This window comes from Verrucomicrobiia bacterium, assembly GCA_019634625.1.
Classification (GTDB): Bacteria; Verrucomicrobiota; Verrucomicrobiia; order Limisphaerales; family CAIMTB01; genus CAIMTB01.
On the sequence record JAHCBA010000009.1, the window covers coordinates 70,786 to 97,448 of the forward strand.

General features: G+C 67.9%; 11 protein-coding genes. 2 read left to right on the plus strand and 9 right to left on the minus strand.

Features of this window, described 5'->3' with window-relative positions:
• Window positions 1-27: 27 nt before the first annotated feature.
• The 5 genes from KF833_07535 to KF833_07555 form a co-directional block, all read right to left on the minus strand.
• The gene (locus KF833_07535; protein ID MBX3745147.1) at window positions 28-867 is read right to left on the minus strand and encodes an NAD(+)/NADH kinase; all 840 of its coding nucleotides are present in this window, start codon (window positions 865-867) and stop codon (window positions 28-30) included.
• Between the two features lie 19 nt (window positions 868-886).
• The gene (locus tag KF833_07540) at window positions 887-1,627 is read right to left on the minus strand and encodes a TlyA family RNA methyltransferase (protein MBX3745148.1); all 741 of its coding nucleotides are present in this window, start codon (window positions 1,625-1,627) and stop codon (window positions 887-889) included.
• A 330-nt stretch (window positions 1,628-1,957) separates the two neighbouring features.
• Window positions 1,958-15,517: a hypothetical protein gene (locus tag KF833_07545; GenBank protein ID MBX3745149.1), complete on the minus strand. Its 13,560-nt coding sequence runs from the start codon at window positions 15,515-15,517 to the stop codon at window positions 1,958-1,960.
• A gap of 389 nt (window positions 15,518-15,906) precedes the next feature.
• A complete protein-coding gene (locus tag KF833_07550) occupies window positions 15,907-16,590 on the minus strand; it encodes an HNH endonuclease (protein MBX3745150.1) in 684 nt (227 codons plus the stop codon).
• Window positions 16,587-17,927, minus strand: a complete 1,341-nt coding sequence (locus KF833_07555; GenBank protein MBX3745151.1) for an AAA family ATPase — start codon at window positions 17,925-17,927, stop codon at window positions 16,587-16,589. The genes KF833_07550 and KF833_07555 overlap by 4 nt, the downstream gene beginning before the upstream one ends.
• Window positions 17,928-18,342: 415 nt before the next feature.
• Between KF833_07555 and KF833_07560 the strand changes: the two genes are divergently transcribed.
• Complete coding sequence (locus tag KF833_07560) at window positions 18,343-19,260, plus strand: aldo/keto reductase (protein ID MBX3745152.1); 918 nt, start codon at window positions 18,343-18,345, stop codon at window positions 19,258-19,260.
• A gap of 14 nt (window positions 19,261-19,274) precedes the next feature.
• Window positions 19,275-20,339, plus strand: coding sequence for an agmatine deiminase family protein (locus KF833_07565; protein ID MBX3745153.1), 1,065 nt, complete (start codon window positions 19,275-19,277; stop codon window positions 20,337-20,339).
• Between the two features lie 55 nt (window positions 20,340-20,394).
• Here the strand turns inward: KF833_07565 and KF833_07570 are convergent, their stop codons facing one another.
• The 4 genes from KF833_07570 to KF833_07585 all read right to left on the minus strand — a co-directional run bounded on the left by KF833_07570 (window position 20,395) and on the right by KF833_07585 (window position 26,613).
• A complete protein-coding gene (locus tag KF833_07570; protein ID MBX3745154.1) occupies window positions 20,395-20,712 on the minus strand; it encodes a hypothetical protein in 318 nt (105 codons plus the stop codon).
• 141 nt (window positions 20,713-20,853) lie between these two features.
• Window positions 20,854-24,309 (minus strand): transcription-repair coupling factor, encoded by a 3,456-nt coding sequence (mfd, locus tag KF833_07575; protein ID MBX3745155.1) that lies wholly within the window; start codon window positions 24,307-24,309, stop codon window positions 20,854-20,856.
• Between the two features lie 173 nt (window positions 24,310-24,482).
• Window positions 24,483-25,283 (minus strand): type II secretion system protein, encoded by an 801-nt coding sequence (locus KF833_07580; GenBank protein ID MBX3745156.1) that lies wholly within the window; start codon window positions 25,281-25,283, stop codon window positions 24,483-24,485.
• Window positions 25,284-25,632: 349 nt separating this feature from the next.
• Entirely contained in the window at window positions 25,633-26,613 is a 981-nt protein-coding gene (locus tag KF833_07585) for a transposase (protein MBX3745157.1), read from the minus strand.
• Between the last annotated feature and the right edge of the window lie 50 nt (window positions 26,614-26,663).

A 26,663-nucleotide genomic window follows, 5' to 3' on the forward strand; every position in this document is an offset into this window, starting at 1 on the left:
GCCAGTGGGATGGGATGAGGACGGGATTCAGGCGTGGGATCCGCTCCAGAGGAGTTTCTGGCGGAGGGTCTGGAAAAACGAGCTGCCGCCCAGGCGCAGGAGGGGGACGGATTGGGCGGCTTTGCGGATGGTGACGGCGTCGCCGACGCGCAACTGACGGGCGACCTGGCCGTCGGCGGTGAGATGGGTGCGGAGTTTGGCGGTGCAGACACGGACCACGAGGGTGGCATCGAGGTCCACGATGACCGAGCGGTTGGAGAGGGTGAGGGGGCAGATCGGGGTGATGGTAAAGACGCTGGCGGTGGGGCTGACGATGGCGCCTCCGGCGGCGAGGGAGTAGGCGGTGGAGCCGGTGGGGGAGGAGACGATGAGGCCGTCGCAGCGGTAGCGGGTGAGTTCCTCGCCGTCCACGACGACCTCGAGTTCGATCATGCGGGAGACTTCGCCGCGGCTGAAGACGATGTCGTTGAGGGCGAGGACGGGGTTGTCGCGGGGTGGTTCGGCCTGAAGGAGGGGCCGTGGCTCGATGCGATAATCGCCGGCGACGATTTGTTCGAGGGCGAGGGGGAGGCGGGAGGCGGTGACCTCGGCGAGGAAGCCGAGGCGTCCGACGTGGATGCCGAGGATGGGGGTTTGGCTGCCGGCCGTTTCGCGGGCGACGCGAAGGATGGTGCCGTCTCCACCGAAGACGAGGAGCAGGTCGCAGTGCGGGGCGAGGGCGGCGGCGTCCTGTCGCGAGGGGAGGGTGAGGCGGCAGAGCCGGCGGGTGGGGGCATCGGTGACGACGGTGAGGCCGGCATCGGCGAGGCGGCGGGCAGCCTCGGCGACGAGGGGCCGGCATTCCTTCTTTTCGGTATTGGCGACCAACCCGACGCGATGGATGGGCTCAGGACGACTTTTCAAGGAGGGCGAGGAATTCGTGGTTGCCGGCGGGCCCTCGAAGCGGCGATGGACTCTCGGAGCGCCATTGAAGCCCGGGTTGGGCTTCGACGAAAGCGCGGAGTTCGTCCAGGACGCGGGCGTGGATGGCGGGATCGGAGATCACGCCGCGGCCGCGGGAGACCTCGGCGCGGCCGGCTTCGAACTGGGGTTTGACCAGGGCGACGAGGCGTCCGCCGGGACGGACCAGGGCGGCCACGGGGGGGAGCACGAGGCGAAGGGAGATGAACGAGCAGTCGAGAACGGCGAGGTCGAAGGGCTCGAAGGGTTCGGGAAACCGGCCGGGATCGAGGTGGCGGGCGTTGACGCCTTCCATGACGCTGACGCGCGGGTCCTGACGGAGTTTCCAGGCGAGCTGGCCGCGACCGACATCGACGCACGTGACGTGGGCGGCGCCGTGCTGGAGGAGGCAATCGGTGAAGCCGCCGGTGGAGGAACCGATGTCGAGCGCGCTGCTGCCAGGGACGTCGAGGGCCCAGGTGGAGAGGGCATGTTCGAGCTTTTCGCCGCCGCGGCTGACGTAGCGGTCGCCGGGGGCGACTTCGAGCCGGTCGTCGCGGCGGACGTTGCGGCCGGGTTTGTCGGCGACGTGGCCGTTGACACGGACCTGACCGGCCAGGATGGCGCGCTGGGCCTGTTCCCGGCTTGGACAAAGGGCGAGTTCCACGAGACGCACATCCAGCCGCATTGGGGGTGGAAGGGTGAACCCATCAGGGCACGGTTGGCGAATCCGGATCGCGCGTCGGGGGTGGTTGGGAGGCTCACGCTGAAGCGTGTACACCCAACCGTTCTGGCCGGGCGGGGACGTGGGGGTAAGGGGTTGGTCGGATTTTGTTGGGTGTGCGCGCTTTCGTGCGTCGGGGTGGTTCGGAGGTTCACGCTGAAGCGTGTACACCCAACCGTTCTGGCTGGGCGGGGATGTGGGGGGTGCGGGGTTGGTCGGACTTTGTTCGGGCTTTAGCGTGTCGGGGGGGGGGCGGAAGTTCACGCTGAATTCCGACCCTGATTCCGAGGGCGATCAGGGGAGGGGGAAATTGAGGCCGAGGAAGGTGACGCCGTTGCTGCCGACGTAGAGGGCGGAATTGGCGAAGGTCTGGCCGGTGAAGGGATTGAAGATGGTGGCGGTTCCCTTGAACTGGTCCTGGATGGCGAGGGTGTCGAGGGAGAGGTTGACGGCGCCGAGGTTGTACCCGCCGATGGTGAACGCGCCGGACATGGTGGCGCTGAAGCTGGTGGTGGGGGCGGAGGCGGCGCTGATCGAGTAGGAGAGTCCGGGGAGCCCGAGGATGTTGCTGGCGGAGGAGACGAACTGGACGGGGCCGTTGGCGGTGGTGCGTCGGAAGGTGACCGACTGGGAGCCGAGGCTGAGTCCGTTGAGATTGAGGGTGCGGGACCAGGTGTGATTGAAGGTGCCGGCGGCGTTGAGGGTGGGGAAGTTGTCGGGCAGGGAGAGACCGTTGCGGAGGGTTCCGGTGAGGCCTGGGATGAGGGGGAAGGCCAGGGTGGCCTGGGTGGGCAGGGTGAGCTGGAAGCCGCCGGTGGAGGCGTTCCAGCGGAAGGGCAGGGCGGCGCCGGAGGTGAGGCGCATGAGGTTGATGCCGGTGCCGAAGTCGAAGGTGGAGGACGGCAGGTTGCGGGTGAGGAGGCCGTCGGTGGAGAAGGTGAAGGACTGGTTGAGGTATTCGCGGCCGAAGAGTTCGACGCGCCAGCCGTTGAAGGCAAGTCCGAGGTTGCCGTTGGCGGCGCGGCTGACGGTGACGGAGCCGGGATCGAGTTCGAGCCAGCCGAGGTCGGGGTCGGGGAGGTTCGAGGTGATGGTGTGGGAGAAGGCGGTGGCCTGCTGGATGGTGAAGGGAACGGTGATGGAGCGGAGCAGGGTGGCGGAGAGGTTGTTGGGGTTCGGGTAGCGCAGGTCGAGGCGCCAGTCGCCGGAGAGGGAATAGGAGCCGGTGGGGCCGGTGACGGACGCGGCGAGGTCGAGGGAACGGGAGTTGGCGAGCTTGAGGACGCCGGCGCCGAAGAAGTCGTAGGTGTTGTTGAGGCTGAACCCGGCGTTGACGTGGGTGAGGGTGCCGGCGGTGAGGGCGACGGAGAAGTGGACGGGACCGAGCTGGGTGGCGGTGAGGGGGAGGCCGAGGACGGTGGCGGTGGGGTTCTGGGAGCGGAGCGAGAGGACGTTGTTGGAATAGCTCAGGTGATTGCCGGAGGCGCTGGACCCGAGCTGGAGGAGCGGGGGCAGGGTGGCGGTGCCGCCCCAGGTGCCGGCCTGGACGGAGAGGTTTTCGGCGAGGAAGCCGGTGGGGGTGAGGGCCATGTTTCCGGTGAGGGCGACGCCGGGGAGATGAGGGAAGGCGAGGGACCGGTTGCTGGCGTTCGCCACGAACTGGGCGGGGGCGACCTCGAAGGTGGGGACGGCGACGGCCTGTTCGAGGAAGGTGCCGGGCAGGAGATGGACGGTGGGTGAGGCGAGCGCAAGGGCGTTGCCGTCGGTGCCGAGGGTGAGCTGGAGCGAGGAACTGACGATGCGTGAGAGGTTGAAGGTGCGGGCGGCGCCACCGAGGACGAGGGTGCGGTCGTACTGGAGGTCGGGCGGGTTGAGGGTGAGGCGGAAGGTTCCGTTGGTGGAGAGGGAGAAGGACTGGGTGCCGGCGGGGACGTTCTGATGGGTGTAGGCCATCGGGCTGTTGCGGAGCAGGGTGAAGTGGACGTTGCCGGAGCGGCTGGCGGTGAAGGCCAGGGACGAGGTGCCGACGCCGGAGAGGGAGGTGGTGAAGAGCGTGGCGCCGGAGGCGGGTTCGAGGCGGAGCAGTTCGGGGATGGGGCCGACGGGATCGGCGATGAGAGCTTCGGCGGTCAGGGAGGCGGACCAGGGGCTGGTGGTGGAGAAGCCGAACGGGGTATCGGTTCCCCGGGCCCCGTGAAGGAGGAGGGTGCCGCCGAGGCCGATGCCGGAGAGCTGGAGCCTGGCCTGGCTGAGGAGGAAGGAGAAGGCGCCGGTCGAGGCGAGGGAGACCTGACCCTGGAGGGTCTGGCCGGTGCGCGGCTGGATGGAGCCGAAGCCGGGGATGGCGATGGCGGCGAGGTTGCCGTTGGCGGTGAACGTGGTGGTGCCGGCGGCGTTGCGGGCGAGGGTGTAGGAGGCGCTGGAGAGGGTGCGTCCCTCCCAGACGAGGTTGTTGCTGCCGCTGGCATTGAAGGCGCCGGTGTTGGCCATCGAGAACGCCTGGAGGGCGAGGAGACTCGAGGTGGGGACGTCGGTGAACGACAGGCGGGCGCCGGACGGCACCTGGATGCCGGTGGTGTCGAAGGTGACGGCGATGGGGCCGCCGGTGGTGCTGGCGACGCGGAAGACGCCGAGTTCGAGGGGCGGGAGGCTGGCGGTGCCGTTCAGGGCGATGCCCGACTGGCTGAGGGTGAGGGTGGCCTCGACCTGGATGCCGAGGCTGCCGAGCAGCCCGCCCTCGGTGGTGCCGGTGAGGGTGAGGGAACGGTTGTTGAGGCGGAGGGTCCAGCCGGGCGGGAAGGACGCGAAGGGCAGGCTGGCGAACGAGCGGGCATTGGGGACCGTGGCTTCCAGCTCGAATTCTCCGGCGGTATCGGCGGCGAAGGAGATCACGGCGCCGGGGCCGAGCGTGAGGGATTGGCGGCGCGGGTCGGAGGCGGGGGCGTCGGGGAAGGTGGTGAGGACGACGCCAAGGGCGAGGTTGGAGAACTCCATCCGGGCGAAGTCGGTCCCCTCGCCCGAGAGGGTGGCCCGGAAGTCTTGGGTGGCGGCGGTGCCGGGGCGGGTCAGGCGCAGGACCGTTTCGGTGCCGACGCGGACGTCGATGCCGTCACCGGCGGGGATGGTGACACTGGCATTCCAGGGTCCGGAGGTGCTGAGGGTGAAGGGATCGTTGGTGGTGGTGCCGTGAACGAGGATGGGGCGGCCCGGGGGAAAGAGGGGGGAGTCGATGCGGCAGGGGAGCAGGGCGAGACGGCCTTCGGGAAGGGCGGCGGTGGTGGTTTCAAAGGAGGCGATGGCCCCGATGGCGGACCCGGAAATGGGGCGAAGGGTGACCAGGCGGCCGAGGGGCAGGCTGGGAAGGGAACCGTCCACGCGCAGGCGGACGACGGAATCGTCGGCGCGGAAATCGACGCTGGGTCCGGCGGGAGGACGGGCCGCGGCGAGGGAGAGCGGGGCGGCGGAGGCGCGGGAGAACAGATTGGTGATGGGCGAGCCGAAGGGCAGGCCGAAGAGATTGATGGCGCCGCCTTCGAGGGTGCCGACGACCGTGGGGAGGCCGAGGGCGTTGGGGGTGGGAAGGACGGCGAGTTCGGCGTCGGTGACGGCGACGACGCCGTTGAGGAAGTTGAAGTCGCCCTTCACGGCGAAGCCGCCCTCGCGGCGGGCACGCTGGATGGGGGTGTTGCCGGGCGAGCGCGGATTGAAGTAGGGGGAATAGGCTTCGAGGACGGCGTTGCTGATGCGGGCGACGACCTGGAATTCGGGGAGGGGTTGGGCGGGGTTGTAGGTGGGGACGGGGATGCGGACCTGGGAGGCGCTGAGGAGCATCGAGACCTTGGGCAGGGACTGGGCGAGTTCCTGCGGAAGGGTGGCGGCGATGGCGGCGAGGTCGTCGGCCAGCCGGGGGGACGACGGGTCGAGCAGGCTGACCCGGTTGGAGAGGGAGAGGAAGCTGGTGGCGAGGGTGCTTTCGAGTTCGGTGTTGGCCTGGAGGTCGAACCGGAAACGGGCGGTCCCGACCAGACGGTTGAACCAGGAGGCCGCCGGCACTTCGGCGTCCATCCGGAGCAGTCCCTCGGCGGGCACCCAACTGACCTGGGAGCGGATGGTGGGAATCCCGAGCACGGGGGTGTCGAGCCAGCCGCTGAGGAAACCGCGATCGGCCGGGTAGTAGGTGGCCATGTTGAACGGATCGTCGGGGACGAAGTTCCGCAGGCTCTCCATCAGGTCCTGGGCGGTGGTGGGGAAACGGTCGAGCGGCGGATTGGGGGCCGGGAGGTAGAAGGCCAGTTCCCCGACGCGGTCGGTGAGGAGGAGGTGGTTGAAGACGAAATCGGTGGCGGCGGCGAAGCGATCCAGCGGGGTGTTCGAGGCGTCGAGCAGCGTGAACAGGCTGGGCGGCAGGGGACGGGTGATGACCGCGGGGAGGTCGAGGGTGCCGGCTCCGAGGAATCCGCCGTGCGGGAAGTAGTCGTCGCGGAGCGAGAGGTTGCGTCGGGCCACGGCGGTTGCGAAGCCGGACCCGGCGAAGATCTCGGCGAAGTCGGCATCGCCATGGCCGCGCCAGGTGGCATCGGAGAGCCGGTTCATGGCGTTTTCCTGGTCCTTGTCGCCGAGGGCGGCGAGGAGGACATCGAGCCGGGTGGGGAGACCCTGGCGACGATCCTCGGGCGGGATGAGGGGGTTCGGGCCGCGGGGATGATGATCGAGGCTGGGGAGAAGGATGCGTCCGCCGGCGCGGCCCAATTCCATGCCGAAGGGGGCGAGGCGGTAATCGAAGGTGATCAGGGCGCTGCGGAGGAAGTCCTCGGTCCGTTCCGCCAGGAACTGAGGGGCGGGTTTGGTGAAGCCGTCGCGGATGATCTGCCCGAAGGTCGGCAGTTCGAAGGCCATGGCGGCGGTGGCCTCGTCGATGGCGGGGGCGAACAAGGCGAGGGAGGTCCCGACACCGGTGGCTGCGAGGGCGTAGTATCCGAAGAGCTGCGAGGGTGAGAAGCCGTACTCCTCGCGATAGATCACGCCGTCGCCGAGACCGATGGCGTCCTTGGGTCCGGCATACATGCGGTAGCTGGAGAGGGTGCCGCCGCCGGAGAGCGGGAAGCCGAACAGTTTGGGACTGACCTCGCCGCAGGCGGCGATGCGGGGGATGACGGCATCGACGAGGGCGACGACGAAGTCGAGGAAGGCCGAGCCGATCTGGCCGCCGGCATCGCGGGGCGGGGCGCCGAACATGGCGGCGATGAAGGCCATCTGCTTCTCCGGGGTATCGAGGAGGGCAAGGTTCTGGGCCGGGTTGAGCGCGGGATCGGCGATGTCGGGGAAGGCGATGGCCATGACCCCGTCGATGTAGGTGTCGCCGAGGGACGCGAAGAGGGTGGTGAAGGCGTTGAAGAGTTTGGTGGCGCACTCCGGGCAATCCTCGATGAAGGCGTAGGAACCGATTTCGAGGGGGCCGACGGCGCCGGTCAGTTCGCCGCAGAGGGAGGGGACGCTGGGGTTGCCGTAGGCGTCGGTGACATTGAGGAAGAGCCGGGCCTTGCCGACGGGGATGCCAAAGACATTGACGGCGCCGACGACGCCGGCGGAGCCGGTGGAGGAGAGGACAACGCCGCCGGAGATGTTGGCGAAGGAGGCGACGCCCGTGTAGGAGACGGAGCCTTCGAGTTTGAGGGTGAGATCGGGACAGGGGATGCCGGCATAGACCGTGTCGCGGATGGCGGCGTAGAGGTCGGCGGCGAGCTGGGTGCCGCTGGTGGGGATGCCTTGCAGGACGCAGAGGAGGGCGTTGGCGATGGCGAGTTCCGCGTCGTCGAGGCGCTGCTCGATGAAGGCATCGGCGGCGCGGACCCAGTCCGGGGCGTCCGACGGGGCGCGCTGGGTGCTGGCGTCGATGTAGCCGCGCAGGGTGCCGGCGAGGTCGATGGCCATTTGGCGCGGGTTGGCGGTGAACTGGGGCACCAGGCTGGCGATGAAGTCGGGGGTGATCCCAATGAAGTTCAGGACGGACTCGGGGATGGCGGTGAACTTGGTGATGATGCGGTTGGCGTTGGGACTGTCGGGCTGGTCGAAGTCCGGGTGCGGCATGCAATAGATGTTCACCGAAGCCGGCGGACACGAGCCGAGAGTGGGGCAGGGAAACTCGTCGGGGTCGTCCGCGGGGATGCTCATCGGGCCGAGATCGGCGAGGATGGCGGTGCGGGAGAGGTCGAGTCCGTGCAGGCGGAGTCCGTCGTCCGGTCCGGGAGTCCGGGGAGCCCGTGGGGGCGCGGCGAGTTCGAGGGGGCGTGGGGCGGCGTTGGGGCGGGGGAAGGAGAGTTCGTCGGCGGTGATGGCGGGCGGGCAGTTGGTGGGGATCTCGATGTTGCAGGAAGAGCCGCCGAGGGGTCGGCCGGTGACCGGGTCGATGGGCAGTTGGCTGACGAAGTCGCAGGGATCGGCGTTGGAATTGGCGAAGGAGAGACCGCCCTTGGCGCCGGTGAGGACGAAGCCGTAACCGATCTGGATGTTGATTTCGGAACCGGCGAGGCCGAAGCAGACGCCGCGGATGCCGCAGGGATCGAAGGCGACGAGGCCCTCGACGGCGTTGCCCTTGAAGTTGCCCTTGAGCTTGCCGGAGAAGAGGAAGTTGGGCGGGTCGGTGAGGCCGCCGACGAAGACCTCGCCGCCGAGGGTGAGGGGGAGGGCATCGCCGATGAGCTGGGTGAGATCGACGCGGAATCCGACGGCATCGACGCTGAAGACGGGCTGGCCGGTTTCGAGGAAGGTGATGCCGAAGTCGTTCACCAGGCCGCCGACGACGGCATTGGGGCCGGGCGGGAGGGCGACACTGCCGCTGAGGAGGAGGGAGAGGTTGGTGTAGGCGAAGACCTGGGGGATCGGGAGGGATTCCTGAAGGAACCGGAGGCGGGCCTGGGAGACATTGAGGGGCAGATTCTGGGCCATCTCGAGGAAGGAACCCGACTGGACGAGGGCGAGTTCCGAGACCGTGAAGCGCGGCAGGGGGCCGCCCTCGAAGTGGAACACCGCGTTGCTGAGGCCCATGCCGATGCCCGGGGGGAAGTGGGCCATGCCGCCGAGGGTGAGGCGGAGGGGCGTTTCGGGGGATTGCTGGAAGAGGTTGGTCAGGCCGGTCACCTGGAGCACGGCATTCGAGACCACGAGTCCGTTGGTGCCGCCGAGGCGGATGGCGGAGTTGGAGACGGCGAGGGCGTTGACGGTGAGTTCGGGGAACTGCTGGAAGGGGACGCGGAGCGAGCCGCAGGCGGAGGCGGTGAGGGACGAGCCGAGCGAATCGGAGATCACCTTACCCGGCATGGCGAACTCGACCCCGGCATCGACGCGCAGGAACGGGATGCTGTTGGTGTCGCGGCCGAGGGTGAGTCCGGTGCCGGCGGGGCAGAGGGGGCTTTCGGTGCCGAGCAGGGTGAAGCGCCAGCCTTCGAGATCGAACAGGTCGAGGTTGGTGCGGAGGCGGATCGTGCCGGTGGGAAAGCCGTCGAGGGCCCAGGCGCCGTTCACCACCTCGATCACGTTGGTCTGGTTGGGCAGGGGGAACTGGAGGGCGGCGTGGAAGTTGGTGAGAACGGGGAGCTGGTTGGTGGGGAAGATCAGGCGGGCATGGCAGACCGCGAGTTCGACCGCCTCGAAGTCGGGGACCTCGAAGCCGACATCGCGGATCACGACTTCGCCGCTGAACTCCACGCGGGGCGGATCGAAGGTGACGGCCAGGACGATGGGATTGGTGGGATTCAGGGAAATGGCGGCGCCGACGGAGCCCGGGGGCGGGTTGGTGTGGGCAAGGTTGACGAAGTTGGTCAGGACGCTGTGGGTGCCCTGGGGGGAGGCCAGGAAGTTGGTGAGCATCCGGTTGGTGGCGCAGAGGCTGGTGCGGAAGAACTCGGGGAGCAGCAGGGTGCCATTGGTGAGGCTGGCCGAGAACCCGGTCTCGCTCAGAGCGAGGCGCAGGGCCGTGTTGGTGGCGACGAGGTGGAAGTTCGTGCGGACGACCTGGTCGGGGAGCGGCTTGTTCACCGCGAACATCCCGGCGGACCCGGAGAAACGCAGGGCCCCGGCGGGTTCGGTGGTGGACAGGTCGAAGCCGAGGCCGCCGTTGAAGAGGACGAAGTCGTCGGTGGCGCGCCAGTCGAGGGCGGCGCCGGTGGTGTCGAAGCTGAGCCGGCCGGCGGCGGCGCTGTAGCTGGCGGTGACGTTGAACAACTGGGTGGTGGTGTTCTGCGGGACGAGCAGCGTGCCGGCGCCGGCGACGGACTGGAGCCCGGCGAGGCTGCCCACCACCTGGAGGGAGGAATTGAGGCGAAGACGTCCGAAGGGAAGGGGTCCGCCGGTGGCGGCGGCGATGCTGAAGGAACCGTCGGTGGCGAGGGTGGCCGAACCGATCTCGAAGAAGGCGTTCTGGACGTCGGGGAACTCGAGGCGCCCTCCGAAGGTGCCGGTCCAGACGCCATTGAGCCGGTTGAAGGCGATGCCGCCGAAGGCGCGGCGGACGTGCAGGTCGCCGGGGAGCTGGAACCGGACGGTTTCCGTTCCCACGCTGGCGGCGGCGGCGGCGAGGGCATCGGTGATCCGCGAGGAGGCGAGGACGGTGGCGGCGAAGGCCTGGCGGTAGCTGTCGAGGAGGGCGGCGTTCATGCCGGCGCCGTGGCGGCGGAGGGTGTCGGAGAGGATCCCGCCGTACTGGCTGAGGAACCACCAGGCGCGTTGCGCCTCGGCGACGGGCGTGAGGTGAAGGGTCAGGTCATCGAGGGCGAGCCGGATTTCGCCGAGGAGCGGTTCATCGCCGGGGGCGCGTTCGAGGACCCAGGCGGTGAAGTCGGCGAGGGTGGTGGCGAAGGACTGGCCCTGGCGGAGGCGGTCGGCGATGAACTGCGGGTCCACCATTTCGTCGCGGAGGCGCTGGGTCTTGTAGCGGATGTAGGAGTCGATGCGCTCGTGGTACGCCTGCGATTCGGGGCCGGGGCTGGAGAAGAGGACGCGGATCAGGACCAGGGTGTCGCCGACGACGCCGCGGCGACGAAGGCGATCTTCGAGGGGGGCGCTGGTGGCGACGCCGAGGTCCCGTTCGAGCAGGAACCCGAGGCGTTCGGACCGGGCCTTGCGGCGTTCCTCGATCGACTGGTTGAGGCTCTCGAGGTCGTCGTTGGACATTTCCAGGACAGCGGGGGCGGCGTCGGCGATGAGGTCGAGGGTTTCCCCGGCATCGGCGGCGCCTCCCAGACTCACGTGGAGGTCGGCGAGCTGGAGGGCGAGGTCATACCGGCGGAGGGTGTCGGACGCCGGGGTGGCGTCGAGTTCCGCGGCGCGCAGGGCGATGAGGCGCCGGGTGAGACGGCTGGAGACCGCCTGGAACGGGCCGCCATCGACGTCGAGGGCCTGGGCCTGGGCGGCGACGGCGAAGGTCAGATTGCGCTGATGTTCGAGGGAGTCGGCGGAGAAGCTCTCGAACAGGGGCGGATCGACCACGTTGCCGGTGACGGGATCGAGGCCGAGGGCGGCGTATTGGGGGGGGACATTGCAGGCGATCAGGGCGCGGGCCTGGGCCTGCGGTTGGCCGGCGAGGCGGATGACGTCGATGCAGGCGCCGGCGGAGGGAATCGACGGATCGTCGGGCGCCGGGTCGCAGTCGTCGCCCAAGCCGTCGCCGTCGCGGTCGGACTGGGGTTGGCCGGGGGGATTGGGATGGCCGGGGCAGAGGTCGAGGTGATTGGGGATGCCGTCGCCATCGAGGTCTTCGAGGTCGAATTCGAGTTCCTGCGTGGCGGCCGCGAGATCCATGAGGCCGACGAGGATCTTGGTGGTTTCGGCGAGGTCGCGGGGCGGGCGCCGGGCGAAGAAGGCGAGCTGGCGCCGGGCATCGGTGCGGGCGACCTGTTCGAGTTCCTGGCGGAAGGATTCGTCCTGGGAGAAGTCACCGAGCGCCTGGGCCTCGGCGGCGCGTTTGGCCGCTTCGGCGGTCCGGCGGAGATCGGCGAGGCGGGCGAGCTGGTCGTCGAGATAACTGGCTTCGAACTCGAAGGTGCCGGCGGCGAGTCCGGCGTCCTCGTGCCAGGCCTGGACGGATGCGCGCAGGTCGGAGGCAAGGGCGGCGTAGCTGGTGTTGATCCCGCGGCGGGCGTCGAGCAGGACGGCGTCGGTCCAGGCGGCGATCTGGGAGAAGGGGATGGTGAACTGGGGCGCTTCGAATTCGGGTGGGGCGCCGAGGCGTTCGGGGTGGAGATCGGGGAGGGTTCCGGTCTGGGCGGCGACGGTTTCGAGGGCGGCGTTGAGGGAGCGGTAATAATCGAGAAGGGCGGTCCGGAGGTCGTCGCCGGCGGCGGAGAGGCCGGTGGCGCTGAAGGTGGGGCGGAGGAGGGCGAGCTGCTTCGCCAGTTCGAGTCGAAGGTCGCGGGCCTCGATGCGGAAGCCGTAGAGGGGATCGTCGAGGGTGAGGCGGGAGGCGAACTGGATGCCGTTCGGGAGGGTGAGGGTGGCCTCGCCGCTGAGCCGGAACTCCTGCGGTGCGCGGAGCCGGAGGTGGAAGGGCTGACGACGGGTGACAGCGACGGTGACGCCCTCGAAGGTGATCGAGCCGAAGGCGGCGAGGTCGAGGTGGCCGTGGGTGCTGATCGAGGCGTTGAGGATCTCGAGTTCGCCCTGGAAGGCGGGGAGGCTGAGCTTGCCCTGGAAGGAGCCGATGAACTCCTGGGTGGACAGGTCGAACTGGGCCGCGCCGGCGATCTTGTCCACTCGGAAGTCCCCGGGGAGGGAAAGATCCGGAAGGGCGATCTCCGGGTTGGCGGCGCGCCGGGCGTTTTCGTTCTGCCAGAGGGTCACCGAGACGGCGCGCGAGGCGGCGAGCAGGGTGGGGACCCGGGTGAGGTAGGTGCGGCGGCGGGTCTGGTCGTTGACGGTGCCGAGTCGGGCGGCTTCCTGGAGGAGAAGGTCCGCGCCGCGCTGGAGTTCCGGCCAGGCCAGTTTCGACTGAGCCACCACTGCGAGGCGGGTCACCACCTGACCGAGCCGGGTGTCATCCCAATTGGCGGTCGCGGTGAAGCCGAACCGGCGGCGGAGTTCCTCGTGGAGGATGCCGGCATCGAGCAGGTCGAGAAGTTCGGTCGGGTGGACGATTCCGTGGAGACGGGTCATCTCGACGGCGAGGAGTTCGTTCAGGCGATCGAAGACGCGCTGGAAGGGTTCGGGCGGGAGGGTGATGCCGGGCGGGGTTTCGCGGACGATCCGGAGGAGGCGGCGGAGTTGCTGGGATTCGGCGACGTAGGTGCGTACGGGTTGGGGCCGGGCGAGATCGGCGACCAGGAGCGCGTTGAGGCGGGTGTGCAAGGCGGGGCGGCTGGTGGCGTCGGGGAGTCCGGCGAGGGCGGGGACATTGGGGAACCCCGGCGACTGGCGAAGGGCGATGAGATCGAGGATCTCGCCAAGGACGGTGGTGAAGCCCGGCACATCGAGGTCTGCCTCGGCGGCGTCAAGGGCGGCCTCGGCGAGCGTGAAGTGACGCAGGGCGAGCTGGGATTGAGCTTCCTGGACGGGGCCGACGATATTGCCGGCGAGACCGAGCTGGGTGGCGCGGGTGAGGTGATCCCGCAGGTCGCGCAGGGTCCGGAGGGCGGTGGGGCGGTTCAGGGCCGAGATGCGGGGATTGGTGGCCGGGGTGAACTGGGTGGGGGCAACCGCCAGATCCTCGAGGTGACGGTTGACGAAGTCTCCGACCAGGACCCGCAGGGCCTGGGTCAGCTCGGCGGTGGGTGGGCGGTTGAGTTCCTGAAGGACGGGCTGGGTTTCGACCAGGAGTTCGAGCGCCTCGCGCAGGGTGGAGAGACTGCGGAGGGAGCCGGGGTTGCCGGCGCGGCGCAGGGCGGCCAGATCGACCTCGGCGAGGGCGGCGTTGAGTTCCGTCTGGGCGGCGGACGAGCCCAGGACGGCGCCGCGGCGGACGGCGAGTTCGACCCGGTTGAGGGTGAGGCGGTAGCGGAGGACGGCTTCGAGACCGGAGGCGGCGGCGGCGGATTTGCGGGTCTGGGTCAGGAGTTCGGTCAGAGGTTCCAGGGGCAGCGGGGCGGTCACGGGCGAGAGGGCGGATTGGGCCCAGGCTTCGAGGACACTGACGCTGGTGGCCACATCGGTGGGGGGCAGGCCGGGGAAGGCGTTGGTGGGGTTGTCCGGGATGGGCGAGATCGAGGCGGCGCTGGCGCTGAAGAGTTGGTAGGCGCGGACGAAGCCCTGGAGGCAGCGTTCGGCCAGGGCGAGGTTGGTGGCCACGGTGCCGGCGGGGATGCAGACCGCGGCGTTGGTGGGCAGGAGGGCGGCGAGGTTGCCGAGCATGGGGACATGCACCCGGTCGGCGAAGAACTGGAGACGCAGGACGGGCAGATCGAGCGAGATGTCTGCGCCCACCCGGCCGCCCCCGGGCAGGCGGAGCATGCTGCGGTTGCGGTAGTCGAGCGTGCCGTCGGCGCGGAGGGTGAGCCAGCCGGGGTCGCCGGGGCCGGTGCGGACCTGGGCCGGGAAATCGGTGCCGTCCGGCAGGATGAATTCGCCGTAGAACGGCAGCGCCACTTCGGTCGCGGCATCGAGGTCCAGGACGAAGTCCGGGTAGTCGCCGGATTCCGGCGGCAACGGGATGCCGAGGCCGTTCGGGGCAAAGCGCGCGCCACGAATGCCGTAGTCCTCGAGGACCCCGGCGGTCCAGAGCATGGGGAACTGACCGAAGAACAGCACCGGGATGCCGTCCTCGGGGGTCGAACCCAGGACCGGGGCCAGATCGGCAACCGACAAGGGGCCGACCGGGAGCAGGAACGGTCCGCCCGGCGGTCCATGAAGGGCTCCCGGCGGGCGGGGTGCGAATTGCAGTGGGGAATCGTCGCCGAAGGATGGCGTGGCCTGGGTGAACTCGAGGTATTCGCGCCCCTCGACCTCGACGACACGGGCGCCGGCGGGGAAGCGCAACGTCAGGGTCTGGCTTCGTCCGGTCGCGGCGGGGCGGTACTCGAAGGGAGGGAGGGTGCCGTCAGGGAGCGGGGCCAGCACTTCGCCGGTGGGGCGCCCGCTGGCGTCGATGGCAAGAAATCGGTCGGACTCGGGGGTGCCGTATCGCAGGGGTGCCGAGACGGCGGCGTTGCCCGCGGCGTCGAGGGCTTCGGCGAGGAAGAGGACGGCAGCGCCGGGTTCAAGGTCGAACGGCAGCGTCAGGGCCCAGCGATCGGGAACGCCCGCCACGGGAGTTCCCGGGCCGAGCGGTGTGGAGCCAAGAAAGAACCGGACGTCCGCCACACCCACGTTGTCTTGGGCGGTGATTTCGAGGCGCACCGCGGGTTGCCCTGCCAGCGTGGCGGGAACGGCGGCGAAGTCGGACAGGATCGGGGCTTCGAGGTCGGAGGATTCGAGGACCACCCGATAGAACCGGCGCGAGGCTCCCAGCGACGTGGGGTCCACCACCGAAGCCGTGGTTCCGGTGGCCAGGACAGTGGCGACGGGCGTCCAGGGCGGTTCGCCGACGGCTCCGAGGTCATCGAGGGTCCAGCGTTCGAGGGTATAGGTGCCGTTGGGAATCGTGGTCCAGGTAAGCCGCCAGCCGTTCGCTTCGAGCCGTGGGGATTCGAAGAGGATCGGGGCGGTCGCAGCCGGCGGGGCGCCATGCAGTCCCCCGGCGCCGGTTGGGGAGGCAGTGGTCGGGCGGGCGACGGACTCGGGATGGCGTGGGGACTGGGCGAGGAGGAGGCCGGTGACGGTACCGAGGCTGGCGAGGGAAAGGAGGGCGAGGAACCAGGGGCGCACGCTGCCATCGCGGGGCGGGTTGAGGGAACTGGACCGGGGGCGGGTGCGGCGGGTCAGTTCGCTCATGAGGGGCATTACGGTTAAGCAAATTCACTAGGGCGAGAAAAAACCGAGCTGAATCCTGGAGGCGGTGCTTCCCCAAGTTGTCGGTACCGAGCCAGCGAATCGGAGGGACGAGCTCCGCGAGTCCTCAACCCAACGCTCCACACCGTTGCGGCCTCGTGGAACCCGGCCCTCCGAGGCAACCCTTCGCCAAGTTCGCAGCTCTACCGACAACCCCGGGATGCACTGAACTGAATCCGGGATGCACGGGAAGGGGAGGTTCGAACAAGACCCAACCCATCGCACCCGCCACAAGGCAAAGCTCGAAGAGGTGTGTCTGCGGGTTCGATGACGAATACGAGCACCGCCCTTCGGGCTGAGTACGAGTAGGGAGGAGGGAGAAAATCGGGCGGTCAGCACCTGCCGCCGGGGCGTTTCCTGGCTTTGCCCTTCGAGTCGAAGCACTGGGTGCAGGTGCCCTTGAAGGCGCGCACCAGCGAGGTTCGAATCCCGGCACTGTCCGCGAACACGGTCATCCAGACCGAGAAAAAGCCCGCCACGGTGGCCGCGGTGGCAATGAGTTCGCAAAGCTCATCATCCGGGTTGGGAAACCGGTTCCGGAATCGTTCCGCCAGCGCCCAGGCCGTCTCCCGCAGCTTCCATCGCTTGTCGCGGGGCGCGGGGCGCGGCCAGTCACGGGCGACATGACGGTTGAGACCGACGAGTCCCATCAACGCTTCGGCCTTGGGCTGGATGGAACGTGCCAGGCGGGGTGCCACCCGGACAAAACCCCCCGGCTCATACTGGAAGGGGCGGAAGGTGTTGTCTTTGTCGGGCCAGAGAAAATCGGCCTCGTTCGTCGGCCTCGCGAGCTTCACGGAATTGCAGTTGGCGCAGCCCAGCAGGAAGTTGTTCCAGTCCAGTTCGCGCGCCGGTTCCAGGCTTTTGGGAACGACATGTTCCACCGCCAGTCCGACGCCGAGCGGTTGCTCGCAGTAGGAGCAGTAGATTCCCAGCCGGTCCTCCAGTTCATGGATGGCGTCCCCGTACTTCCTGAAGGGTTTGGCGGGGGCCGGTCCGCGTGTGACCGGCCTCACGCATGGCCTCCTTCCTTGGCGGCGGCCAGCGCCTCCAGCTTGAGCAGTGCGCTGATGCCCGCGTCCGACGCGAACGGGGCGGCAGCCTTGCGATAGGTCGCCTCGGCCCTGGCCAGGCGGCTCCTGGGAACCTTCTTCTTCGCCCGCAGCAACGCGAAATACTCCTGCGCCGCCTGATCCACCGCCTCCGCCCGCTGGCTGCGCTGGGGATTCCGGATGCCCTGCACGGCCTCGGCAATGTCCTCGATCGAGGCGTCCGCGTACTCCTCGGGCGCAACGTCCCCGTCCAACCGGATGAGTTCGCCCGCTGCCACTGACTGAATGATGAACGGCGAGTGAGTGGTGCAGATGAACTGCATGGCGGGAAAGGTGCGCTTGAGATCCGCCACCACCTGCCGCTGCCATTTCGGATGCAGGTGCAGATCCAGTTCGTCAATCAGCACCACGCCGGGCGATTTCCTGGCGGCATGGTGGCCCAGATGCGGGTTGAGGATCACCGCCTTCCTGGCGAGGTCGGCCACGAGGGAGAGCATGGCGCGCTGGCCGTCGCTTAATGAGTAATACGGCACCTCGCCACCCTTGCCCTGTTTCAGCACCACGACGATTTCCCGGCGGTCGGCATCGAAGCGCAGCGCGCGGGCATCGGGCAGGCAGGCCAGCACGGCCGCCTCCACGACTTTCATGCCGGCCCGCTTCTCCCCCCGCTGAAACGCCTCCAGCGCCTCGAACAGGAACCATTCGTTCAACTCGCGATCCCGGATGCGCCCATCGAGGCTGCTGTAATAGGCGTCGAAGCGGGACACCTTGCCGCTCTGTTGCTGGGAGCCGGGAACGCGCTCGGTCTGCGGCAGCCAGGCGCGGCCCGCACCGTAGTAGGCGAGCACGGGCAGGGTGACCTCCACCTCCGGCGTCCGGGAACGCTTCAGCAATGCCTCGACCACGGCGAGCGCCTCCTGCGCCTCGGCATTCGAGGTGCGGGTGGAATGACCCTTGTTCATGCGGACCCACGAGACGGCCTGGTCACCGATGACCCCCGCGGCCTCGATGGCCGCATCGGGCATCGGCTCGAAGCGTGTGCGGTCGCCGTCCTTGATTTGCACGAGGCGTGCCTCGCCCTTCCTGATGGCGCGCCACCCGGCGGCGGGCCGCGCGACGTGCCAGATGCCAAGGGCCACCGCCACGGCATCGAGTGCGGTGGACTTGCCCGAGCCATTCTCACCGACGAGCAGGTGGAAGGAGCCGGCCGGTTCGTCCGCTCGCGCATGCGGAGGCGGGAAGTCAAGGGACCGGTCCTCAAAGCCCTTGAAATTGCGGATGGTCAGACGGTTGATTCGCATGGTGCCTTTCCTGCCAGAGCCGGCCGATCATTGTCGGGAACAGGCGGATGTGGCCGTTGATGATGCGTGGCATGGGCGTTCAATTCGGATCCCCAACGAACCAGGCGCGCACAATAATGGGTCCGCCGTTGGTGAATGCCGGACCTGGTCGTTGCCCCCGATCCTTATTGGCAGCGTAATCCTTGGCGAACCTTTTGCCCATCCACTGAGGGCAGGGTTCCACGAGGCCGCAGGGGAGTGGTGCGATGGATTGAGGACTCGCGGAGCTCGTCCCTCCGAAGGGTGAGGCAGGGTGATGAGATCGGAGGGCCGAGTTCCACGAGGCCGCAGGGGGTTGGGGCGATGGGACGAGGGTTTCGGGAGTTTTTGGATAAAGCGTGAATGTCGGGCGGGGATGGGGGCGTAATCGGCGCGGATGCAAACGGTCATGTTCGGAAGGAGCGCACTGCGTGGGAGCCGGCTGGCGTACGGGTGCTGGCGTCTGGCGGACGGCGGGGCGGCGGAGGCCGGCAGGGAGGCGGTGCGGGCGGCGTTGGAGGCGGGGTACACGGTGTTCGATCATGCGGATATTTACGGCCAGGGGGCCTGCGAGCGGATCTTCGGGGAGGTGCTGGCGGAGTCGCCGGGGCTGCGGGATGGGCTGGTGCTGGTGAGCAAATGCGGGATTCGGCGTGCCGATGAACCGACGGGGGCGCCCTACCGGTACGATGCGTCGCGGCAGCACATTGTGACGTCGTGCGAGGGGTCGTTGCGGCGGTTGGGGGTGGAGACGATGGATGTGTTCCTGCTGCACCGGCCCGATCCGCTGATGGACCCGGAGGAAGTGGCGTCCGCGTTCGACGGGCTGCGTCGGGCGGGGAAGGCCCGTGAGTTCGGGGTGAGTAATTTCGCGCCGAACCAGGTGGAGGCGTTGCAGCGGGCGTGCGGGTTTCCGTTGGTGGTCAACCAGGTCGAGATCAGCCTGGCCCGATGGGAGCCGCTGGTGGACGGAACGCTCGACCAATGCCTGGCCGAGGGAATTACGCCGATGGCGTGGAGTCCCCTGGCCGGTGGGAAATTGGGGGATGGGGCGCGGCGGGTCCTCAAGTCGCAGGAGCAATACGGAACGGAGGCGTTGGTGGGGGAGTTGGACGCGGTGGCCGCCGCGCGGGGGGCGGGCCGAACGGCGGTGGCGCTGGCCTGGTTGCTGCGGCACCCGGCGGGGATGGTGCCGGTCGTGGGCAGCGTGAATCCGGAACGGATCCGGGCGGCAGCGAAAGCGTCCGAGATGACCATGAGCCGGGAGGAATGGTACCGGCTGTTCACGGTGGCGCGGGGGACGCCGCTGCCGTGAATCTTCCAGGGGCGATGAAGTCAGCCGAATTCACTGCGGGATCACCGGCGGCGGCGGGATGGCGGATGCCGGCGGAATGGGTTCCGCACCGGTCCACGTGGCTGACCTGGCCACGGCCGGAGGGGATCAGCTTTCCCGATCGCTATGAGGCCGTACCGCCGGTGCTGGCGGCGTTTGTGCGGGTGCTGGGGGAGGTCGAGGAGGTGAACATCAACGTCTGGGACGAGGCCATGGAGGGGTGGGTGGCGGACGTGCTGGTCCGGCATGGGTGCCCGCTGGAGCCGGTGCGGTTTCATCGGTTCCCGTCGTATGAACCGTGGTGCCGCGATCATGGGCCGATCTTTGTGGTGCGGGATCGCGATGGGCGGCGGGAACGGGCGGTGGTGGACTGGGGGTACAACGCATGGGGGAACAAGTACCCGCCGTGCGACCTCGATGATGCGATTCCGCGTCATGTGGCGGCGCTGCGGGGACTGGAGTTGTTCGAGCCCGGGATCGTGATGGAGGGCGGATCCATCGATGTGAACGGCGAGGGGACGCTGCTGACGACGGAGAGCTGTCTGCTGAATCCGAACCGGAACCCGGACCTGACACGGGAGGCGATCGAACGTCACCTGCGGGATTTCCTGGGGGTGACTCATATCCTCTGGCTGGGCGACGGCATCGTGGGGGACGACACGGACGGACACGTCGATGACCTGACGCGCTTCGTGAATCCGGACACGGTGGTGACGGTGGTCGAGGAGGACCCGGCGGACGAGAATTTCGAGTTACTGCGGGAGAACCGGCGCCGGCTGGCGACGATGACGGACGAACGGGGGCGGGCGTTGCGGGTGCTGGAACTGCCGATGCCGGGCCGGGTCGAGTGGGATGGACAGCGGCTGCCGGCGAGTTACGCGAACTTCTACATCGCCAACGGGCGGGTGGTGATGCCGACGTTTCGACATGCGAACGACCGGCGGGCGCTGGAGATACTGCAGGGGGCCTTTCCGGACCGGCAGGTGGTGGGGCTGGATTCGGTGGATCTGATCTGGGGCCTGGGTTCGTTTCACTGCTTGTCGCAGCAGGAACCGGCTTGAGGGCGGAGGGCGGAGGGCAGAGGGCGGAGGTCAGGGGGGGCTGGGATGGCCGATGTCAGGCATCGGAATCGAAATCGGCGGGCATCCAGTCGATGACCGAGCCTCCGCTGGACGGATAGTAGGGGCTTACCAGGAAGTTCTGGTCGTCCTCCCACGTGACTCGGAAATCACCGACTCGAAACGTTTTGCCCTCGTGCAGGTCATAGCGTTCCTCGTTCAGATCCGGTATGGGCTCGAAGGGATAGAGCTGATGCAGCACCTCGGCTCTTTTCTCGTCCGGAATGATGTACTCCTCGACGGTGCCGCCCTGGACCTCCAGGGGTTGTGTCGGGAACGGCAGTTTCTCGTCGTGTGGGCTCGTGGGCAGAATCATGGGGTCTCACCTGGAGTTCCCATGGGTAGGAAAATGCGGTTCGGCACGCAATCCCGAAGCGCAGCGCCAGGGACTCGGGGTCAGATCTGTGAATTTGACAAATCGGACGGGGCGCCGGGCGTGGCGGGGCAAATGTCAAATTCAGAGATGCGACCCCTGGGCGGGGGAGAGGGAGCCGAGGAAGCGGCGGATTTCGAGGAGGCGGGCGCGGGGTTCGCGTTTGGTGAGGCGGGGGAACCGTCCGCCGAACTGGAGGAAGCCGCCGTTGCGGGTGAGCATCAGGCGGTCCTCGCGGGTTTCGATGACGGTGATGTCGAGGAGGCTGGCAATGAGGCGAAGTTCGGCGACGAGGAGGAGGAGTTCGACCGGCGGGGGCGGGGGTCCGAAGCGGTCGCGGAGATCGTCCTTGAGACGGCGCAGGTCTATCGGGCTGGTGATCTGGGCGAGGCGCCGGTGGATTTCGAGGCGCTGGGAGGGTTCGGGGAGGTACCGTCCTGGCAGCCCGGCGACGGCAACACGATCGGGGGATGGGGTGGATGGGGTGGAGGACGGGGCGGGGACGGCTTCCTCGGCAGGATTGAGGGCGAGGAAGTCGAGCCGGACCTGGACTTCGACGCGCGGGGGGATTTTTTCGCCTTTGAGGGCGGCGACGCTCTGTTTGAGGAGCTGGCAGTAGAGGTCGAAACCGACGGCGGTGATGTGGCCGCTCTGCTGGGGGCCGAGGAGGTTTCCGGCGCCGCGGATTTCGAGGTCGCGCATGGCGATCTTGAAGCCGCTGCCGAGGCTTGAGTACTGGCGGATGGCGGCGATGCGTTTGCGGGCTTCGTCGAGGAGGTGGGCGTGGCGGGGGATGAGGAGATAGGCGTAGGCCTGGTGCTTGTAACGGCCGACGCGGCCGCGGAGCTGGTAGAGTTCGCTGAGGCCGAAGCGGTCGGCGCGATCGATGATGATGGTGTTGGCGTTGGGGATATCGAGGCCGCTTTCGACGATGGTGGTGGAGAGGAGGACATCGGCCTCGCCCTCCACGAAGCGGGTCATGATTTCCTCGAGTTCGTCGGGGTCCATCTGGCCGTGGCCGACGACGATGCGGGCTTCGGGGACGAGGGCGCGGAGTTTGAGGGCGAGGGCATCGATGGTCTGGACGCGGTTATGGAGGAAGAAGACCTGGCCTTCGCGGTGGAGTTCGCGGCGGATGGCGTCGCGGATGAGGCGTTCGTCGTAGGCGGCGACGAGGGTTTCGACGGGGAGACGATCCTGGGGGGGGGTCTCGATGGTGCTCATGTCGCGGGCACCGGACAGCGCGAGATAGAGGGTGCGTGGGATGGGGGTGGCACTGAGGGCGAGGACATCGACGGTCCGGCGGAGGCGTTTGAGGCGTTCCTTGTGCTGGACGCCGAAGCGTTGTTCCTCGTCGATGACGACCAGGCCGAGGTCCTTGAAGGACACGTCGGGCTGGAGGAGGCGATGGGTGCCGATGACCAGGTCCACGGAGCCGGCGGCGAGGGCTTCGAGGGTTTCGCGCTGCTGGCGGCGGGTGCGGAACCGGGAGAGGACTTCGACGCGAACCGGGTAGTCGCTCATGCGTTCCCGGAAGGTGCGAAAGTGCTGTTGGGCGAGGACGGTGGTGGGGACGAGGATGGCGACCTGTTTGCCGCCCATGACGGTCTTGAAGGCGGCACGAATGGCGACTTCGGTCTTGCCGAAGCCGACATCCCCGCAGATGAGGCGGTCCATGGGGCGGGGCTGTTCCATGTCACGCTTGGTGGCCTCGATGGCGCGTTGCTGGTCCACGGTTTCCTCGAACAGGAAGGACGCCTCGAATTCGCGCTGCCAGGTGGTGTCCGGGGGAAAGGGGTGGCCCGGCTGGGATTCGCGGGCGGCCTGAATCTCGAGAAGATCGGCCGCCAGATCGGCGACGGCGTGCTCGGCGTCCTTCTTTGCCTTGGCCCAGCGGGTGCCTCCCAGAGTGTGGAGGGGAGGCTGGGCCTTGCCGGCACCGACGTACTTGCTGACCAGATGCGCCTCCGAGACGGGAACGTAGAGGCGCGGCGGCGGGGCGTCGGGTTGGGAGGGGGCGTATTCGATGACGAGGCATTCCTGGCCGGGCCGACCGGGAGCGCCGCGATGGCCGGGGGTGGCCGGGGCGGTCTGAAGTCCGCAGAAGCGGCCGATACCGTGTTCGATGTGGACGACGTAATCGCCGTCTTCGAACTCGGTGAAGTCGATGTCGAGAAGCGAGCGGGAGGTTTGGGCGTGGGCTGACTTGAGGCGGCGCGGGCGTTGGATTTTGTAGCGGCCGAAGATTTCGGCGTCTGTGACGACCACGAAGCCTTCGGCCTCGCAGAGGAAGCCGCGGGACAGGGCGCCCATGTGGAGGTGCGGGGCGGCGGGGACGGACGGGGCTGGGGGCGGATCGGTGGCGGGGGAATGGGGCGGGGCGTAGTCCGACCAGATTTCGGCGAAGCGTTGGCGTTCGCCGTCATTGTTGCAGAGGACATGCACCGCCAGGCCGCGCCGGAGCCAGCGGTGAAGCTGTTCGAAGAATTCGCGACGCTGGGCTTCGGCGACGGCGGGTTCGGGGGGGCGCGAGCCGAGCGGCCGGAAGATCTCGAGGCTGGGCCAGTGCAGGGAAGGGGTGTTACAGGGTGCTGCATCGCCCGGGACGGGTTCCTCGTCGGTCAGTTCGAGACGAAGATCGCCGCGGCCGGCGGACTGGGCGAGTAGTTCGGTCCAGGGGGTGAGAAAGGGATCGCCCCCGGCGGGAATCAGGGCGGCGTAGGTTTGCGCCCGCTCCGCGAGGCGGGCTGGTTCGGAGAGGATGAAAAGCGCCTGTGGAGGAAGGTGATCCAACAGGGTGCCAAGGGGCGGGGTGGGCGGCTGGGCTTTGTGGGGCGGTTCCGCAGGAGGGGCCTTTTGCAGGGTTTGGCGGAGGAGGCCGAGTTCTCCGGCTGGGGTAAGGGTGATCGTGTCGATGCGTTCGTTGGAGAGCTGGGTTTGGGGATCGAACTGACGCAGGGATTCGAGTTCGTCGCCGAAGAACTCGAGGCGGACCGGCCACGGGGCGGCGGGAGGCCAGACGTCCACGATGCCGCCGCGAAGGGCGAGGGTTCCCTTTTGGGAGACCTGGGCTTCCGGCTCGTAACCCTGGTCCTCTAGCCATTCCACGAGGTCGAGAGGATCCCAAATGTCTCCCGGGCGGAGTCGGCGCAACCGGCATTGGAGGGCCGTGGGGGAGAAGGTGCGTTGAAGGAGGGCGGTGACCGTGGTGACGACGACGGGAGCGGGGGTGTCGGGGGCGGACGTGTGAAGGGTGATCAGGGTCTCGATGCGGTCGGAGACCACATCGACGTGGGGGAGTTTCGGTTCGTGGGGCAGGACTTCCCAGTCGGGATGGAACAACAGCGGGCCGGTCTCCGTGCCTGGGGGCAACCAGGTTTGCAGGTCCTGGAATGCGGCTTCCTGGGCCTTGAGTCCATCGAGGACGAGGACGATGGGGAGACGGGGTTGAGCGCGGTGGAGGACGGCGGTCAGGAAGATCTGCGCCGGCGCGGCAATGCCAGGAACAGGGCAGGGGGAGGATGCGTTGCATCGTCCCATGAGGGACTGAATCGCGGGGGAGCGCGCGAGCGAGACGGCCAGGGAGGCAGCGCTGGGATCGGTGGTTGAAGCGCCCAAGTCGGGGAGAGGGTAGCGAAGGGGCAGTCAGGGGGGAAGAGGGGGGCGCGCCAGCGGGAGTGGATTGGGGTCAGGCGGAAAGTCAGTAGGGGAAGTCAGTAGTAGTAGGCGGTGTTGTTGCCCGGACCGCCGACGACGCGCTTCTTGACCTGCGACTTCGGGCGCACAATGACGCTTCCGTCGGCCTGACCGACCGGTTGGTCGGGGGTGAGAGAGAACTCAAGGAAGTGGCGGCTGACGGAGCCGGCGTCGAAGCGTCCGAGGTGGCCGACATCCCAGAGTTTGGTGCCCGGAGTGTCACTGATGCGGTGGGTGATGAAGGCGCGTCGCGAGTCGCATTCGTTGGTGTTCTTTGGCCATTCGGGCTCGATGTCGTCGGCCGCGGGGTCGCGGCTCCCGCTCAGGGACTGGAAGCGCATGCCCGGGAAGTTGGCGAGCCACATGTAGGGCGTATAGACGTTGGCGGCGGTGGTGTCCCAGCCGCCGTAGTCGCGGGTGGAACGGTCGGCGAAGTTGGCGGGACTGGCATAGTTGAGCCAGAGGCGGCCGAAAGACTTGGCGGTGATGGGACAGATGAGGATCCAGGTGTTGTTGACGTAGGTGCCGCGAAGACTGTCCACGATGCTGTCGCGCCGCCCGTTGAGCCGGTGGTAATCCGGGCTGCCGTCGTCGTGCTGCTGGAATCTGCCGGCATGGTCGTCGGCGTAGAGGATTTGGGAAAGGTATTGCTGGCGGATGTTGTTGAGGCAGAGCGTGCGGCTGCCTTGGTATTTGGCGCGCGCCAGGGCCGGCAGGAGCATGCTGGCCAGGATGGCGATGATGGCGATCACCACGAGCAGTTCAATGAGAGTGAAGCCTCGCGGAGACAGGTGGGGGTGGGGACGGTCGGACCTCATGGGAGGGATTGATCGATGCGATGACTGGGATTGGAGGCCTGCCTGGGGATGGGTCCCTTCCGGTTTGCCTGGCGGACATTCATCGGGGCATTGGGATCCTGGGTTTCTACCGGGGTGTCCCAGGGAAAGCCAATCTCATTTGGGGGATTCGGGGGAATTCATGGCCCTGTGGAAGGGTTGGGTGGCCGTGGGAGGTTGGTTGTGAAGAAGGCCTGGCAACCGCGGGAGTCTGGCATTGAGCTAACGGCCATAGTCCACGTTTTGGGCAGGTGCAAAGTGTCCGCTTGTTGTGCAATTCTTACTTCGATATCCGGCAGCCACGACAGACATATCCTTCCAGGGAGGAGTGTCATCCCACCGCATCGACATGGAGATCGCGCAACACGGTGAGTCCCGGGATTGGGGCGCCTCGAATGATCCGAGCGCCACTCTTGCGCCGCTTGCCGAACTTGTCCCGGTGCCGTTCCCACATCTGGTCCACGAATTCCTTCGATCCCAGGAACACCCCGTCGGTCATGTGCCGGATCCGCAACCGCAGGATCTGGCCCAGCGGCAGTTGTCCGCCCCGCGCCAGTTCCGCCCGGATCGCCTCCGGATCCAGCACCCGCTTGTCGCTCCGCCCTGACGTCCCGCCAATCATGTAAAGCGCCAGGCGATATTCCGCTGACGCAGCGCTCCAGTCCTGGGTCTCCAGAAAGCCCATGATTCCGCGGCGGATGACCTTGTCGCCGGTGAGGGCGGCGGCGTAGCCGCAGAAGCGGTAGTCCTTGGGATCGTTGACCAGGCCCGCGCGGACGGGGTTGAGGTCGATGTAGGCGGCGATGGCGCGCAGGGTGCTGGGGCAGTCTTCCACCAGGACGCTGCGGAAGCGTTCGCCCCAGAGGTAACCGGTGCGGTCGTGACGGCGGTTATACCAGCGGGAGAAACGTTGTTTGAACTCCTGGAGGAAGATGGAGAGGTCGGCGATGCGGGAGAGGACGGCCTGGCGGATGTCGTCGGGGATGGGTTGGCCCTTGTTGACTGCGGCGCGGGCGAGGGTGGGGAGTGTGGCCTTTGGGCCGTAGAAGTCCTCGAGTTTGGCGAGGATGACGTCGTCCGGGATGGAGTCGGGGAGGGGTTTGGGAGGGACGCGGATGAGGAGATGGAAGTGGTTGGACATCATGCAGAAGGTGATGATGTCGATGTCGCAGAATCGGGCGAGGTGGTGGAGGATGTTGAGGAGTTTGTGCTTGGCGGAGTCGTCGAGGAGAGGAAGGCGACCGGCGACGCGGGACATGCAGTGATAGACCGCCGGGAGGGAGGGATCGGCTTTGATGCGAGGGGTTCTCATGGGTGGATGGGAATTGATGTAGGTGCTGGAGCGTAGAGCATCCGGTCAGG

Excerpts from the sequence above, each read along its gene's own strand:
- KF833_07540 (MBX3745148.1), bottom strand. The coding sequence starts at position 1,627 with ATGCGGCTGGATGTGCGTCTCGTGGAACTCGCCCTTTGTCCAAGCCGG.
- KF833_07545 (MBX3745149.1), bottom strand. The coding sequence starts at position 15,517 with ATGAGCGAACTGACCCGCCGCACCCGCCCCCGGTCCAGTTCCCTCAAC.
- KF833_07555 (MBX3745151.1), bottom strand. The coding sequence starts at position 17,927 with ATGCGAATCAACCGTCTGACCATCCGCAATTTCAAGGGCTTTGAGGAC.
- KF833_07560 (MBX3745152.1), top strand. The coding sequence starts at position 18,343 with ATGCAAACGGTCATGTTCGGAAGGAGCGCACTGCGTGGGAGCCGGCTG.
- KF833_07565 (MBX3745153.1), top strand. The coding sequence starts at position 19,275 with ATGAAGTCAGCCGAATTCACTGCGGGATCACCGGCGGCGGCGGGATGG.
- KF833_07570 (MBX3745154.1), bottom strand. The coding sequence starts at position 20,712 with ATGATTCTGCCCACGAGCCCACACGACGAGAAACTGCCGTTCCCGACA.
- mfd (MBX3745155.1), bottom strand. The coding sequence starts at position 24,309 with ATGGGACGATGCAACGCATCCTCCCCCTGCCCTGTTCCTGGCATTGCC.
- KF833_07580 (MBX3745156.1), bottom strand. The coding sequence starts at position 25,283 with ATGAGGTCCGACCGTCCCCACCCCCACCTGTCTCCGCGAGGCTTCACT.
- KF833_07585 (MBX3745157.1), bottom strand. The coding sequence starts at position 26,613 with ATGAGAACCCCTCGCATCAAAGCCGATCCCTCCCTCCCGGCGGTCTAT.